The organism is Thermochromatium tepidum ATCC 43061 (genome assembly GCF_009664085.1).
Lineage (GTDB): Bacteria > Pseudomonadota > Gammaproteobacteria > Chromatiales > Chromatiaceae > Thermochromatium > Thermochromatium tepidum.
Window position 1 is genome coordinate 1,407,298 of the sequence record NZ_CP039268.1, and the last position, 15,409, is coordinate 1,422,706.

At 63.6% G+C, this 15,409-nt stretch carries 14 protein-coding genes; 4 read left to right on the top strand and 10 right to left on the bottom strand.

All coding sequences use genetic code 11. The annotated features are described in order from the left end of the window. Positions 1–4: 4 nt before the first annotated feature. Together uvrB and E6P07_RS06470 are read left to right on the top strand one after the other, a co-directional pair. Positions 5–2,023, top strand: a complete 2,019-nt coding sequence (gene uvrB / locus E6P07_RS06465) for an excinuclease ABC subunit UvrB (RefSeq protein ID WP_153974853.1) — start codon at positions 5–7, stop codon at positions 2,021–2,023. Then, complete coding sequence (locus E6P07_RS06470; protein ID WP_153974854.1) at positions 2,020–2,778, top strand: glutaminyl-peptide cyclotransferase; 759 nt, start codon at positions 2,020–2,022, stop codon at positions 2,776–2,778. The genes uvrB and E6P07_RS06470 overlap by 4 nt, the downstream gene beginning before the upstream one ends. A 95-nt stretch (positions 2,779–2,873) precedes the next feature. Here the strand turns inward: E6P07_RS06470 and E6P07_RS06475 are convergent, their stop codons facing one another. From E6P07_RS06475 to E6P07_RS06510, 8 genes are all read right to left on the bottom strand, one after another. Beyond that, positions 2,874–3,233 (bottom strand): sulfur globule family protein, encoded by a 360-nt coding sequence (locus E6P07_RS06475; protein WP_153974855.1) that lies wholly within the window; start codon positions 3,231–3,233, stop codon positions 2,874–2,876. 215 nt (positions 3,234–3,448) lie between these two features. After that, positions 3,449–4,165, bottom strand: coding sequence for a uracil-DNA glycosylase (locus tag E6P07_RS06480; protein ID WP_246172960.1), 717 nt, complete (start codon positions 4,163–4,165; stop codon positions 3,449–3,451). Beyond that, positions 4,158–5,708, bottom strand: a complete 1,551-nt coding sequence (locus E6P07_RS06485) for a 2-isopropylmalate synthase (protein ID WP_153974857.1) — start codon at positions 5,706–5,708, stop codon at positions 4,158–4,160. The genes E6P07_RS06480 and E6P07_RS06485 overlap by 8 nt, the downstream gene beginning before the upstream one ends. 855 nt (positions 5,709–6,563) lie before the next feature. Then, on the bottom strand, positions 6,564–7,358 hold the full coding sequence (gene kdsB / locus E6P07_RS06490) for a 3-deoxy-manno-octulosonate cytidylyltransferase (RefSeq protein WP_153974858.1): 795 nt from the start codon (positions 7,356–7,358) through the stop codon (positions 6,564–6,566). Beyond that, entirely contained in the window at positions 7,359–8,363 is a 1,005-nt protein-coding gene (gene lpxK / locus E6P07_RS06495) for a tetraacyldisaccharide 4'-kinase (protein ID WP_246172962.1), read from the bottom strand. After that, the gene (gene msbA, locus E6P07_RS06500) at positions 8,360–10,120 is read right to left on the bottom strand and encodes a lipid A export permease/ATP-binding protein MsbA (protein WP_153974859.1); all 1,761 of its coding nucleotides are present in this window, start codon (positions 10,118–10,120) and stop codon (positions 8,360–8,362) included. Before msbA ends, lpxK begins: the two co-directional genes overlap by 4 nt. Beyond that, positions 10,117–10,545, bottom strand: a complete 429-nt coding sequence (locus E6P07_RS06505; RefSeq protein ID WP_153974860.1) for an ExbD/TolR family protein — start codon at positions 10,543–10,545, stop codon at positions 10,117–10,119. The genes msbA and E6P07_RS06505 overlap by 4 nt, the downstream gene beginning before the upstream one ends. Continuing rightward, entirely contained in the window at positions 10,542–11,159 is a 618-nt protein-coding gene (locus E6P07_RS06510; RefSeq protein ID WP_211363172.1) for a MotA/TolQ/ExbB proton channel family protein, read from the bottom strand. The genes E6P07_RS06505 and E6P07_RS06510 overlap by 4 nt, the downstream gene beginning before the upstream one ends. 177 nt (positions 11,160–11,336) lie before the next feature. Here E6P07_RS06510 and E6P07_RS06515 point away from each other — a divergent pair, with 177 nt between their 5' ends. Further along, positions 11,337–12,809 carry a 2Fe-2S iron-sulfur cluster-binding protein gene (locus E6P07_RS06515; protein ID WP_153974861.1) on the top strand — a complete coding sequence of 491 codons (1,473 nt, stop codon included), beginning with the start codon at positions 11,337–11,339 and terminating at the stop codon, positions 12,807–12,809. Positions 12,810–13,148: 339 nt separating this feature from the next. On the opposite strand, the gene E6P07_RS06520 is transcribed toward E6P07_RS06515, so the two are convergent. After that, complete coding sequence (locus E6P07_RS06520; RefSeq protein ID WP_153974862.1) at positions 13,149–14,294, bottom strand: class I SAM-dependent methyltransferase; 1,146 nt, start codon at positions 14,292–14,294, stop codon at positions 13,149–13,151. After that, positions 14,291–14,656, bottom strand: a complete 366-nt coding sequence (gene folB / locus E6P07_RS06525; RefSeq protein WP_153974863.1) for a dihydroneopterin aldolase — start codon at positions 14,654–14,656, stop codon at positions 14,291–14,293. The genes E6P07_RS06520 and folB overlap by 4 nt, the downstream gene beginning before the upstream one ends. A gap of 47 nt (positions 14,657–14,703) precedes the next feature. Between folB and plsY the strand changes: the two genes are divergently transcribed. Next, positions 14,704–15,306 carry a glycerol-3-phosphate 1-O-acyltransferase PlsY gene (gene plsY, locus E6P07_RS06530; protein ID WP_153974864.1) on the top strand — a complete coding sequence of 201 codons (603 nt, stop codon included), beginning with the start codon at positions 14,704–14,706 and terminating at the stop codon, positions 15,304–15,306. Positions 15,307–15,409: the final 103 nt, after the last annotated feature.

Below are 15,409 nucleotides of genomic sequence, written 5' to 3' on the forward strand. Positions count from 1 at the left end.
CGGCATGTCCAATCCGTCCAGTCTCGCCTTCGAACTCGTCAGTCCCTTTGCCCCGGCCGGCGATCAGCCCGAAGCCATCCGCCGTCTGATCGAGGGCCTAAACGACGGCGAGGCTGGTCTAACACTGCTCGGCGTGACCGGTTCGGGCAAGACCTTCACCATCGCCAATGTCATCGCCCAGGTGCAGCGCCCGGCGCTCATCCTCGCGCCCAACAAGACGCTCGCCGCCCAGCTCTATGGCGAGATGCGCGAGTTCTTCCCGCGCAACGCGGTGGAGTATTTCGTCTCCTATTACGACTACTACCAGCCCGAGGCCTATGTCCCGGCGACCGACACCTATATCGAGAAGGACGCGTCGATCAACGAGCATATCGAGCAGATGCGCCTGTCGGCGACCAAGGCGCTGCTCGAGCGGCGCGACGTCATCATTGTCGCCACCGTTTCCTCTATCTATGGTCTGGGCGATCCCGAGGCCTATCTGAAGATGGTGTTGATCCTCAAGCGCGGCGAGCGCATCGACCAGCGCGCCATCCTGCGCCGACTCGCCGAGCTGCAATACACCCGCAACGAGATCGAACTGGCGCGCGGCACCTATCGCGTGCGCGGCGATGTGATCGACATCCACCCGGCCGAGTCCGACAATGAGGCGCTGCGGATCACCCTGTTCGATGACGAGATCGAGACTTTGTCGCTGTTCGATCCCCTGACCGGCGAGGCACGGCGTCAGGTCTCGCGCTACACCGTGTTTCCCAAGACACACTATGCCACGCCACGCGAGACCATCCTCAAGGCCGTCGATCTCATCAAGTCGGAACTCAAGGAACGGCTTGAGTGGTTGCGCGCCAACGGCAAGCTGGTCGAGGCCCAGCGGCTCGAGCAACGCACCCTGTTCGATCTGGAGATGATGCTGGAGGTCGGCTACTGCCAGGGGATCGAGAACTACAGCCGCTATCTCTCTGGGCGCCAGCCGGGCGAGCCGCCACCGACCCTCTATGACTATCTGCCGCCCGATGCGATCCTGATCATCGATGAGAGCCATGTCACCGTACCCCAGCTCGGCGGCATGTATCGGGGCGATCGCTCGCGCAAGGAGACCCTGGTCGAATATGGCTTTCGTCTGCCCTCGGCGCTCGACAACCGTCCGCTCCGCTTCGAGGAGTTCCGGGCACGTCAACCGCAGACCATCTATGTCTCGGCGACCCCGCGCGCCTTTGAGATCGAGCACTCGGGTGCGGTGATTGAACAGCTGGTGCGCCCGACTGGTCTGGTCGATCCTGAACTCGAGGTGCGCCCGGCGTCGACTCAGGTCGAGGATCTGCTGTCCGAGATCGGTCCGCGCCTGGCCGTCGGTGAACGGGTGCTGGTGACGACGCTCACCAAGCGCATGGCCGAAGATCTCACTCAGTATCTCGACGCGCACGGCGTCCGGGTCCGCTATCTGCACTCAGACATCGACACCGTCGAGCGGGTCGAGATCATCCGCGATCTACGACTCGGGGTCTTCGATGTGCTGGTCGGGATCAATCTGCTGCGCGAAGGTCTGGACATGCCCGAGGTGTCTTTGGTCGCGATCCTGGATGCCGACAAGGAGGGCTTTCTGCGTTCGACCGATTCGCTGATCCAGACCATCGGGCGGGCGGCGCGCAATGCCAACGGCAAGGCGATCCTCTATGCCGACCGCGTCACCGAGTCGATGCGACGCGCCATCGTGGAGAGCGAGCGCCGCCGCGCCAAGCAGATCGGGGCGAATAGGGCCCGGGGCATCACGCCCCAGACCATCCGCAAGGCGGTCGCCGATATCCTGGAGGCCCATACCCCTGGCGCGCCGCTGCCGGCGCGTGAATATGCCAAGGTCGCCGAGCAGATGGCCGAATATGGTCGCCTCACGCCCCAACAGTTGGCCAAGCGCATCAAGGCGCTGGAGAAACAGATGTACCAGCACGCCAAGGATCTGGAGTTCGAGCAGGCCGCCGCCATCCGCGACCAGATCCGCGCCTTGCAGAGACAGGGGTTGGCGGCATGAAGCCTAGACCCAGTCTGGCCGTAGCGATGATGCTGGGATGGGGTCTCTGTCTGGCAGAACCACCCGTCGTACTCGGTTATCGGGTGGTGGCGAGCTATCCGCATGACCCGACGGCCTTCACTCAGGGCTTGGTCTTCAGCGATGGCTGGCTCTATGAGAGCACCGGCCAGTATGGTCGCTCGGCCCTACGGCGAATCGATCTCGACACCGGGCGCATAGAGCAGGAGTTCCGGCTCGCCGACGATCTCTTTGGCGAGGGGCTTAGTGTCTGGCAAGGGCGCCTGGTTCAGCTCACCTGGCGCGAGCGGTTGGGGATCGTCTATGACGCCCGGACCTTCGAGCGACTGGAGACCTTCAGCTACCAGGGTGAGGGCTGGGGTCTGACCCAAGATGGTCGCCACTGGATCATGAGCGACGGCACGGACGAGCTGCGCTTTCTCGATCCCGAGACCCGGCAGGTCATACGCCGGCTGAAGGTCAGGCTCGGTGCGCGTCCAGTGTATCGGCTCAACGAGCTCGAATACATCGAGGCCAGACTCTGGTCCAACGTCTGGGGCAGCGATCATCTGGTGCAGATCGCACCCGAGACCGGACAGGTGACCGCCACACTCGACCTGAGCAGGCTCTATCCACCCGATGAGCGATCAAGCCCAGAAGCGGTCCTAAACGGCATCGCCTATGACCCAAGCACCGGGCACCTGTTCGTCACTGGCAAATACTGGCCCCGACTCTACGAGATCCTCATCAAGGAATGAGCTCCTGAAATCGGGATAAGAGTGCGCCCGTGCCGGGCGTACAGAAAAAGGCCAGGCATTATGCCTGGCCTTTTTCATCGAGCTTGGTGTCGGGCTTACTTGGACTCGGACTGAGCCGGAGCCGCCGGAGCAACGGGTGCACCGTAGGGAGCGGCATAAGGGAAGGCGTAAGGATAGCCGGCGCCATAGTAGGGATAGCCGCCCCAACCATAGGGATAGCCCCACCAGGGACCATAGTAGTCATAGTAACGGTTCCAACCGCGACCGTAACCACGACCGCCGCCGCTCATGCTCAGGTTGAAGTCGCCGTAACCATCACCGAAGAAGTCATCCATCCAATCACCCCAGCTATTACCCCAGCCCGGTCCGCCCCAGCGCGGACCCCACCAGGCAGAGGCAGTAGCGGAAACGCCCAACAGGGCGGCGACGGCAGCAGCAGTAGCAAGCTTTTTCATCTGTTATCTCCGATCATTTTGTCGTTGGCAGCAAGCGTGGCCAGAACTGCATCGACCACGGGTAAAGTCTATATTAGAAAATGATTAAATAAGAAATTTTATTTAACGATCGAATTGATAAAAATCATAGATGATGATGATCGAAATGTCTAGCCTGGTTCTGGCTGGTCTTGTTTGAAGACTGGCCAAGCCAGTCAAGACACGCCCGTCGCCGCTCAGCAAGGCCACAGCCACCGCCGGACCTCTGTTAGATCGTCCCAGACCCTGGCCTTTTGCTCGGGTGAGCGCAGCAGATAGGCCGGGTGATAGGTCACGCGCACCGGGATGTGCGTCGGACCATGCTCGAACCAGCGACCACGCAGTCGACCGACCGGGGTGTCGGTCTTGAGCAGATACTGGGCTGAGACCCGCCCTACGGAGAGGATGACCCTGGGTTCGATCAATGCCACCTGACGCTGCAAATAGGCTTGACAGGCCAGCACCTCGTCCGGCCTGGGATCGCGATTGCCGGGCGGACGGCACTTGAGCACATTGGCGATATAGACCTGCTCGCGGCTGAAGCCGATCGCCGCCAGCATCCTGTTTAGTAGTTGCCCCGCCCGCCCAACGAAGGGTTCGCCCTGGCTGTCCTCATCTGCCCCTGGCGCCTCACCGATGACCATCAGATCCGCGTGCCGATCGCCGACACCAAAGACGGTCTTGGTGCGTGTCTCCCAGAGTCGGCAGGCATGACAGTCACGCACGGCGGCCTCGAGGGCGTCCCAGTCCATACGCTCGATCGGGTCCACCGTCTCGGTGTGCGCGATCAAAACCGGTTTGGCTTCGATCGCCTTAGGGCTGGCGAACGAGGGCGCACGACGTTCCCAGAGGCTCACGCCCATGGCCTCCAAATAGGCGCGGCGACGCCATTCCTCCAGTGGTCGCTTAGACATCGGACGCCTGCGGATGGGCGCGCTTCGCCGGATGGAGGATCTTGTTGCAGGCGTTGATATAGGCCTTGGCCGAGGCGACCAGGATGTCGGTATCCGCGCCCTGGCCATTGACGATGCGACCGCCCTTTTCTAGCCGCACCGTGACCTCGCCCTGGGCATCGGTCCCGCTGGTGATGGCGTTGACCGAGTAGAGCTTGAGCGTCGAACCGCTCTGGACGATCCCCTCGATCGCCTTGAAGGTCGCATCGACCGGGCCACTGCCGGCGGACGTACCCGAACGTTCCTCGCCATCGAGCGCGAGCACCAGGGATGCGCTCGGGGTCTCGCCCGTTTCGGAACAGACGCGCATCGAGATCAGCTTGACGCGCTCGTTGGCCGTCTCTAGCGTGGCCTCGGTCACCAGGGCCTGGAGATCCTCGTCAAAGATCTCGTGCTTCTTGTCGGCCAGCTCCTTGAAGCGGGCGAAGGCGGCGTTCAGCTCTTCCTCGGAACTCAGCACCACGCCCAGCTCCTGCAGACGCGCGCGGAAGGCATTGCGGCCCGAGTGTTTGCCGAGCACCATACGGTTCTCGCTCCAACCCACGTCCTGGGCGCGCATGATTTCATAGGTTTCGCGATGCTTGAGGACACCATCCTGATGGATGCCGGACTCATGTGCGAAGGCATTGGCGCCGACCACGGCCTTGTTTGGCTGGACCGCGAATCCGGTGATGCCAGAGACCAGGCGCGAGCAGTTCATGATTTGGGTGGTGTCGAGCCGGGTGTCGCAGTCGAACAGATCCCGACGGGTACGGACTGCCATCACGATCTCTTCCAGCGCCGCGTTGCCGGCACGCTCACCCAGCCCGTTGATGGTGCACTCGACCTGGCGCGCCCCGTTGCGCACGGCAGCGAGCGAATTGGCCGTCGCCAGCCCCAGATCGTTGTGACAGTGGACCGAGAAGATCGCCTTGTCGGCATTCGGGATCCGCGCACGCAGGGTGGCGATCAACGCGCCGAATTGATCCGGGATGTTGTAGCCAACGGTGTCGGGGATATTGACCGTGCGCGCGCCGGCGTCGATCACCGCCTCCAGCACCCGGCACAGGAAGTCGATCTCGGAGCGTCCCGCATCCTCGGGCGAGAACTCGACGTCGTCGATCAGGTTGCGCGCGCGCTTGACGGCGTAGACGGCCCGTTCCAGTACCTGATCCGGGGTCATCCGCAGTTTCTTCTCCATGTGGATGGGCGAGGTGGCGATGAAGGTATGGATGCGTCCGGCATTGGCGTGTCTGAGCGCCTCGCCAGCACGATCGATGTCGGCGTCGAGCGCCCGCGCCAGGCCGCAGACCCGGCTATCCTTGATCGTCTCGGCTACGGCCTTGACCGCCTCGAAGTCGCCCGGACTGGCGATCGGGAAGCCAGCCTCGATGACATCGACCCTGAGCTTTTCGAGCGCCTTGGCGATGCGTACCTTCTCGTCGCGCGTCATCGAGGCGCCTGGGCTCTGTTCGCCGTCGCGCAGCGTGGTATCGAAGATGATTAGATGGTCTTTGGCGCTCATGATGGGGTCTCTGTGATCCGTGATCAGCGTTGGTGTGAATCTGTGGGTTATTCTGGCGATCGGCAAGTGCCGGTGCTTGAGTTCGGCCCGGTTTGCTGCTAATCCTGCCGCATTCGCCGCCGGGGGCCAACTCCAATGACGCCCGATTGGCATGATCGCGCACGGCTCCGCTTCGACACGCCCATCGTCCTGATCGGATCGTATCGAGGAACCGCGGGTGGTCTCGGTGCGTTTCGCCGACAGCATAAGCGAAGGCCGGCGCGCCTGGGCGCAGGGACGGACGGTACCTGCGCATGAACCGGTAAGATCCATCGCGGGCTTGATCAACCGCACTGCCAAACTGTTGACCTGGTGCGCGACACGCCTCGGCCTTCAGGCCGTTGAAGGATCGCACGGGCACCGTAGGCGTCCCTTGGACGATCGATGTGGTGTCTGCTGCTGTTCGATATACTGGCGCACGATGGAGATCGGCGCACCACCACAGGATGAGGCGAAGGAAGACGGCGACCCGCATATTTACCTATGCAACGTATCCAAGCCTTACAAATACGAGTGATGCCGAACGGCGACCAGCCACCTGCCCGCGCGCAGCGCGCGGGCAGGTGGGCAGGCGCAGTCCTGCCGCCAGCAGTAGGAACCCACCGAAGCGACCCATCCGGGCTCGATGCCGGGATGAGCGCCGCAGGAATCCCCCGGCTTTAGGCGGGGGAGGATGTCAACCAGACCCTTTGATCTTTGGAGTGCTGAGCGAGAGGGCCTCCGGGCCGCCTGGAGGCACTCCAGCCAGCTGGGATCGGTTGAGGCGGCGATGTCTCTGGAGGTTCAGACCCGGCTCTCGGTCTCGCGTCCGCTGTTCTATCCGAGCGACGGCACGGGCGATGCCCGTCCGGACGACAGAAACTCTGTCACACGCCCCAGGTCGTCGGCTGTATCCACACCAGGTCCGGGCGTCTCGACGGCCAGCCCGACATGGATGGGTGCGCCATGCCAGAGTGCACGCAATTGTTCGAGCGACTCGGCGATCTCCAGCGGTGAGGGCGCAAGCCTGACAAACTGGTCGAGAAAGGCGGCCCGATAGGCATAGAGTCCGATGTGACGCAGAAAATCGACCGAGCTGGGTAGGCGAGCCTTGTTGCCAAGGAACTTGTCGCGATGCCAGGGGATGGGGGCGCGCGAAAAATAGAGCGCGAATCCAGCCATGTCGGTGATGACCTTGACCACATGGGGATCGAAGAGCATGGCGATGTCCTCGATCGGATGGGCGAGCGTGGCCATGCCGATCTCGGCGCGCGCGACCAGATTGGACGCGACCTGATCGATGAGCGCCGCCGGCATACAGGGTTCGTCGCCCTGGAGGTTGACGACAATGGTGTCGTCGCTCCAGCCGCGCCGTTCGATCACCTCGGCGATCCGGTCCGAGCCGCTGCGATGGCTCGATGCCGTCATCTCGACGGCGATGCCGAGCCTGGCGCAGACCTCGCGGATGCGTTGATCGTCGGTGGCAACCACCACCTCACCGGCGCCGCTGGCCTGGGCGCACTCGACGACACGCTGGATCATGGGTTTGCCGCCGATGTCGAGCAGCGGCTTGCCCGGCAAGCGGGTCGAGCCGTAGCGGGCGGGGATGACGACCTTGAATGCGCTGTCCATTTAGCGACTCGCTCTGAGTTGATGGATTTTGCAGAGAAGGTGCGACTCGAAATCCGGGTCCAGGATTGCCGTGACCGGCAGATACCAGTGATCGGACCCAGCAAAGTCCGCACACTTGACGGCGTCCTTCTCGGTCATGACGACGGGCAGTCCGCGCCAGCGGTCGGCGTCGGCCGCACAGTAGCGATGATGATCCGGGTAGGGGTAGCGCTCGACCACCAAACCTGCCGCCTCCAGGTGTCTGAAGAAGGGCTCGGGATGACCGATCCCGGCGATGGCGCGCACCCGGTGTCCGCTCAGATCCGACAGCCGAAGGTGTCGGCTCGGATCACGCAGATTCACCAATTCACCCGGGCACAGGCGCATCCGATGACCTGGTCCTGCGCCGCCCTTGTAGAGTACCAGATCCACGCTGTTTAATCGCTCGGGCGGCTCGCGTAACGGACCGGCCGGAAGACAGTGGCCGTTGCCGAGGCCGCGCGTGCCATCGATCAGGACGATCTCGAGGTCGCGCGCCAGGCGGTAGTGCTGGAGACCGTCATCGCTGACTAGGATGTCGCAGTCGCTGAGGTCGATGGCGAGAAGGCCGGCCGCGACTCGATCCGGTCCCGCGACCACGACACAACCCGAGCGGCGCGAGAGCAGGACCGGCTCGTCGCCGACGCGGTCTGGATCGGAGTCGGGCGTGACGTGTTGCGGCCAGTGTTTGGCGCGCCCGCCATAACCGCGCGTAATGATCGCCGGCGTCCAGCCCTGATCGCGTAACAGTTCGACCAGACGCAACACCAAGGGTGTCTTTCCAGTCCCGCCGACCGTGAGATTGCCGACCACGACTACAGGCACGGGGAGCCGCTCACTAGCCAGCCAGCCCTTGAGGTAGGCATGGCGCCGGACACGGATGATGGCGTTATAAACCCAGGACAACGGCAACAGGAGCCGGGCGAGCGGATGGCGGCGGCCATACCAGATCGCTGTAGTGTTCAGCGTGATCCCTGTCTTCCTCAAGAATGCCGTCCTACAGTCCCCTGCAGCCGCGCATAATAGCCACCAAGCGCGAGCAGCTCCGAGTGACGCCCCTGTTCGACGATCCGACCATCCTGTACCACGAGGATGCGATCGGCACGCTCGATGGTTGAGAGTCGGTGGGCGATGATGAGGGTTGTGCGGCGCGCCATCAGTGTCTCCAAGGCGGCCTGAATATGGCGCTCGGACTCGGTATCCAGCGCCGAGGTCGCCTCGTCCAGGAGCAGGATCGGCGCATCCTTGAGTAGGGCGCGCGCGATGGCCAGACGTTGGCGCTGACCGCCCGAGAGCAGCACGCCCCTATCACCGATCAGGGTATCGAACCCCTGGGGCAGCGCCTGGATGAATTCGAGCGCATGGGCACCGGCCGCGACCCGCTCCAGTTCCTCGCGGCTCGGCGGCTCGGCACACCCATAGGCGATGTTGTTGGCGATCGAGTCGTTGAAGAGCACCACATCCTGACTCACCACCGCGATCTGTGCCCGCAGACTGGCTAGGGTCAGGTCGCGGATCGGGATACCGTCGAGCCGGATCTCACCTGCCGTCGGGTCGTAGAACCGCGGCAAGAGGTTGACGAGCGTGCTCTTGCCGCTCCCCGAGCGCCCGACCAGGGCCACCTTCTCGCCGGGCTCGATGACCAGATCCACCCCCTGCAGCGCCAGCGCCTTGTCCGCGGCATAACGATGACTGACACCGCGATATTCGATCCGACCGCGGGCGCGGTCCAGACTCCGGGTGCCGGTATCGGATTCCGGCTCGACGTCGATCAATTCAAACAGGCTCGCGGCGGCGATGATGCCGCGCTGCAACTGACCATTGACCGCCGTCAGGCGTTTGACCGGCGGCAGTAACAGCCCCATGGCGACCACAAACGACATGAAGGTACCGACCGAGATGTTCTCCTTCAGCCCCTGCATGGTCGAGAGATAGACCACCACCGCGATCGCCGCCGCTGAGATCAACTGGACCAGCGGCACGCTCGCCGCCTCGGTGGCGATCAGCTTCATTTGCAAGGAGCGCGTCTTCTCGTTGATGGCGTGGAAGCGCCGCGATTCGCGCGCCTGACCGCCGAACGCCTTGATCAGCCGCTGACCGTCGATCACTTCTTGAACGACATGGGTCAGATCGGCAACCCGATCCTGGATACGCCGGCTGTGACGCCGGAGGCGCTTGGTGGCGTATTTGACCGCGCCGGCCATCGCCGGGCCGATAACCAGGAAGATCAGCGACAACCCGGCATTCAGATAGAGCATGTAGGCCATGAGCCCAAGTACGGTGAAGCCGTCGCGCACCAGGGTCGTGACCGCCGAGGTGGCGGCATTGGCCACGTTCTCGACGTTGTAGGTGAGCTTGGCCAGGATGTGTCCCGAACCCTGGGTGTCATAGAACCGCGTCGGGGCGCGCAGCAGATGTTCGAACATCTCCTGACGCAGATCGGCCACCACTCGCCGCCCGACCCAGCTCAGGAAATAGGTGTTGACGAATCCCGCGATGCCGCGCACCACAAACAGCCCCACCAACAGCCAGGGCATGAGACGCACGACCTCGATGTCGCGCTGGACGAAGCTGCCGTCGATCAGCGGCTTCATCATAGCGGCGAACAGCGGCTCAGTGGCGGCGAAGACCAACATGCCGGCGATCGACAGCGCGAAGATACGCCAATAGGGACGGACATAGCCGAGCAGTCGCCGGTAGACGACGCGCGCCTCGTCCGCGGAAAGCACGGCGTCCTGACTCATGGCGCGGCGCCATCCGAGCGGGTCGCGGCAAAGGCGATGCGGCTCAAACCGGCCTGACTCGCGGCATCCATGGCGGTCACCACCGCCTGATACGGCGTGGCGGCATCGGCCTGGATCAAGACCGGGATGCGGCTATCCTGACCACGGCGCTCGGTGAGGAGAGACACCAGGGTCGCGACTCGGGTGTCGGCGACCTCGCGATCATCGACAAAGAAGCGCCCGGCCCGATCGATGACGATCCGGATCATGGCCGGTTCCTGGGCCGGGATGTCCTCCCCCTGGGCCCGCGGCAACTGCACGCGCAGACGCGCCTCGTCTTTGAAGGAGGTCGAGACCATGAAGAAGATCAGCAGCAGGAAGACGACATCGATCAGCGGGGCCAGATTGATGTCGACCGGTGGACGGCGACGCGGGCGCAGATTCATCGCAATGCCTCGCGCTCGCCCTTGAGCACCTCGACCAGGCGCAGGGCCTGCTCCTCCATGTCGAGTGCGAGCCGATCGACCTTGCTCTCGAAGAAGCGATGGAACATGAGCGACGGGATGGCCACCGAGAGTCCGGCCGCCGTGGTGATGAGTGCCTTGGAGATGCCGCCGGCCAAAACGGCGGCATTGCCCACACCCGCCTCTGTGATGACCTTGAAGATGTCGATCATGCCTAACACGGTACCGAGCAGGCCCAGCAAGGGCGTAATGGCGGCGATGGTGCCGAGCGTGTTCAGGAAGCGTTCGAGCTGGGCCACCACCTGGCGACCGACATCGTTGATCGCCTCCTTCATCACCTCGTGCGAGTGATGACGATTGGCCAGACCGGCCGCCAGCAGACGCCCGAGCGGCGAGCCGTCGCGGATCTGGGCGATGGTGATCTCATCGAGCCGCTGCTCCTGGTGCAGGCGCCAGATCCGTTCCACCAGTCGGTCCGGCATGATGCGCGAGCGGCGCAGGGTCCAGGCACGCTCGATCACGATCGCGGTAGCTAGCACTGAACAGGCCAGGATCGGCAACATCAACCAGCCTCCGGCATACATGAGTTCAACCAAGGGCAGATCCTCCAGAGGTCTCGACTAGGGCCGACGATCGAACATCAGCGGTGTATCGCGGCCAAGCCTGAGGGATGATACCCGAAGCCGTTTGTCATGGATGACTCCGAGCCTTTGAAAATCGGCGCCCGATGACCAATCTAGGCGTCACATGCTTACACGCGAATCAAACCGAACATGGACTATCTGAGCCTTTCACGCGCCGCGCGACTCGCGGGCGTCACCCGTGCCGAACTCCAGGCCCGCATCCGGCGCGGCGAGATCCCAACCTTCGAGGGCGCGGTCGCCGTCAACGATCTCTTGCGCGCCTATCCGAGCGTCAGCCTCGCCAACGACGAGGCCCTGGAGCGCACCACCCGCATTAAGGCGCTCGCCCATCCCAGGCTCTATGGCGGTGACGACACCACATTGCCCGATCCCGAGGTACTGGTCTCCAGACTCCAGGGGCTGAGCGCCAGTCTCGCCGAGCGCGTTGCACGGCTGGAGTCGGCCATGGCGCTGCTGGATCAGATCGGCGAGCAGGTCGAAGAACTCTGCCGCCTGCCGCGCGATCAGCTCGAGGAATCCCTGCTCGCGCTGCGCGACTGGCTACGCGGGGAGCGCGCGCGGCTGGCCGCCGAGTCCAACCCGGACCAGCGTGCCCAGCTCATCGTCAAAGATGCCTTTTTGCGACTCATGGCCGCCAACGTCAAACTCATCCCCAGCGGGCACGATTTCTTTGTCGAGGGCAACGAGTCCATTCTCGAGGCCTCGGTGCGGGCGGGTCTGACGCTCAACTACGGTTGCTCCAGCGGTAACTGCGGTAGCTGCAAGGCGCGCGTGGTCAGCGGCGAGACCTGGCGTCTGCGCGAGCACGACTATGTGATTAGCGAACGCGAGAAGGCCATGGGCTATATCCTGACCTGCTCGCATACGGCCGTGACCGACCTCGTGCTGGAGGCCGCCGAGGCCAATCGGGTCGAGGATCTGCCCTATCAGGAGATCCGCGCCAGCCTGCGCAAACTGGAACGGCTCGGGTCGGACCTGGTCGCGCTCGGGATCCAGACCCCGCGAACCCAGACGCTGCGTTTCATGGCAGGGCAGCGGGCGATCCTGACCCTAGAGAGCGGTGAGTCGCGCGAGCTGTCGATCGCCAGTTGCCCCTGCAATGGGCGCTCTCTGTGGTTCTATGTGCGGCGTCAGGAAGATGCCTTTTCGCAGGCGGTGTTCGGCGGTCTGCGCCCGGGGCAGATGGTTACAGTCAGCGGACCGCGCGGAGACTTCGTGCTGCGCGACGAGGCGTCGGAACCGGCGATCTTCATCGCACATGGCGACGGCATCGCACCGATCAAGAGCCTGATCGAGCATGCGGTCTCGATCGATCACATCGAGTGGTTCCAGCTCTATTGGGATACCTCCTATCCGGAGGCCCATCATCAGGCCCAGTGGGGACGGGCGCTGCGGGATGCGTTGGACAACTTTAGTTTCACACCACTGGTGAGTGGGCATGTGGAGGATCTGATCGCCTTGATTCAGGCCGATGTGTCTGAGCCGACCGTGGCACGTTTCTATGTCGCTGGCCCAGCCGAGCCGGTGCGGTCGACGCGCGCGGCACTCCTGGCCCTGGGTATTGAGGCCGATCGGATCGCGACCGAGGAGACGGCCACCTGATGGCACGGCCTTTGGACCGCACTTGGCCTGAACTGCTCTGGAGGCAGGGGCAGCCTGCCCCATAAGCCACCCAAGCATCCAATTCTTTAATCAAGGTGGCCCATCAAGACCATCGGGCCAGAAGGCTGCAACACGCTGCGAGCGGTCCGTGAACGATAGAACGCTTTCAAGCCCTGGCCCTGTCAAGGTGGAGCTCGTCGAAAGCGGGTCGGCGGGTCTGTAGGAGCGCCTTCAGGCGCGATCCACATCTGCCAAGATCGCGGCTAAAGCCGCTCCTACAGACGGTGTTCCATAGACGATTCTCGACGACAGCCGGTTGGTCGGTCTTGGGCAGCGCCCCTACAAACGCGCGCTTAGGTCGCGCACGATAAAACCGCTCCAGGGTCCATCGACGCCCTTGGCGAGTCCGAGCACCTTGAAGCGCTCGCCCATGGCTGTCGGCAGGAGCAGTTGCTTGGCGCCGAGCGCGAGGTCGAGTGCGGCCTCCGGCGCGGATGTCTGCATCAAGCGATCGATGCCGCAGCCGATCAGGAAATGCGCCTGGGTGGTGAAACCGGCCGGATCGAATCCGGCCGCGATGCCCGCCTCAGCCGCCGCCGTGAAATCGACATGGGCGGTGATGTCCTGGAGTCCAAGGTGAACATAGGGGTTGGAGTGGGCCCGATGACGATGGTGACAGCGCAGTGTGCCCATACAACGCTCCGGTTGATAATACTCGGCGCGCGGATAGCCGTAGTCGATCAACAGGGCCAGTCCGCGTTCCAAGGCGATCGACAGGGTCGCAAGCCAAGGGGCCAGGCGCAGATTGATCTCGGACGTGTAGCCGGGCGCATCGGCCAGTCCCGCCGCGTGCAGGGAGGAAACTGCCTCGACCAGCCCCGGCGAGATGGGCGGGACGGCGACCTCGACGAGCCGGCCATCGCCTTCCGACACGCCGATCTCCAGGATCTCGCCGTCCATGCCGAGGCGAAAGCGATGCACCGGCATGGCATCGAGTACCTCGTTGGCGATCACGACCCCAGTGAAACGCTCGGGCAGGGCCGTCAGCCAGTCGCAGCGGGCAAGCAGGTGCGGGGCAGCCGCCTGGATGCTGGACACTTGGCGGTCTTGAAGATCCGGGCTGGGTTCGAGGATCCGATAGCACTCGGGCAGTCGCCCCAGCGACTCCAGTTCCATCAGGATCTGCACGGCCAGCGCCCCGCTTCCGGCGCCAAACTCCAGGATCTCGCCGCCGCCGAGCCGTTCCAGGACCTCAGCGCACTGGACGGCCAGACAACACCCGAACAGGGGCGAGCACTCGGGTGCGGTGACGAAATCACCGCCCGGTCCGAACTTGGCTGCCCCGGCGACGTAGTAGCCGAGTCCGGGCGCATACAGGGCCAGTTCCATGAAGCGGTCGAAGGGAAGCACACCGTTGCGCGCCCGGATCTCAGCGCGGATCTGGTCTTCGAGCCGACGGCTGATCTCAGTTGCAGGGTCTTTCATGTGGACGAACGCACCCCGCGCTCGATGACCACCCCGACATCGACCCCCTCCCCCACCGCGCCCGGCTTGTTGAGACTGAGGCGCAGCCAGGGGATACCGAACTCACGCATCAAGAGCGCCGCACATTGCTCGGCCAGGGTCTCGACCAGTTCATGCCGATTGTGTCTGACCACCTCGGTCAGACGCCGGGCGACGGCTTCGTAGTCAAGCGCATCGGCGATACGGTCGCTGGCCGCCGCGCGCGCCACGTCGCTCGCCATCTCTAGATCCAGGATCAGCGGGCGCGTGGTCTGTTTTTCCCAATCGTGGATACCGATTCGGGTGTCGAGGCGCAGACCGCGAATGAAGACGATGTCAGTCATGGTACAGTTTTTGGCCTCGTGTCCGATTCCAAACTCAGATTCTATCCATGATCATAGCCACACTCCTCATCTTCGCCGCCTATCTACTCGGCTCGATCTCCAGCGCCATCATCGTCTGCCGTCTGATGGGACTGCCGGACCCGCGCACCCAGGGCTCGAACAATCCGGGCGCCACCAACGTCCTGCGCATCGGCGGCAAGAAGGCCGCCGCCATCACGCTCCTTGGCGACAGTCTCAAGGGATTGCTCCCCATGCTCGTCGGTCATGCCCTGGGCGCCGACCCCAGCGTGCTTGCCGGGATCGGACTGGCCGCCTTCATCGGCCATCTCTACCCGGTGTTCTTCGGCTTCAAGGGCGGCAAGGGTGTGGCCACGGCGCTCGGCGTGCAGTTCGGGCTCTACTGGCCGATCGGGCTCTGTGTCGCGGCTGTGTGGCTATTCGTGGCCAGGGTGCTCAAGATCTCATCGCTCTCGGGGCTGATCTCGATGGCGTTGGCGCCGCTCTTCGTCTGGCTGTTCTGGGACGAGAAGACACTGATCGGGATGCAGCTCATCATCACCGGTCTGCTGATCTGGCGTCATCGCAGCAATATCCGTAATCTGCTCGACGGCACCGAGGGTCGGATCAGCGCCAAGGCCCCCTCGGACTGAGGCGGCCAACGCATCCCGTAGGATCGGCTTTAGCCGCGATCTTGGCAGATGTGGATTGCGCCTGAAGGCGCCCTACCCCACCAAAGCGACCTTTGACTTTGAG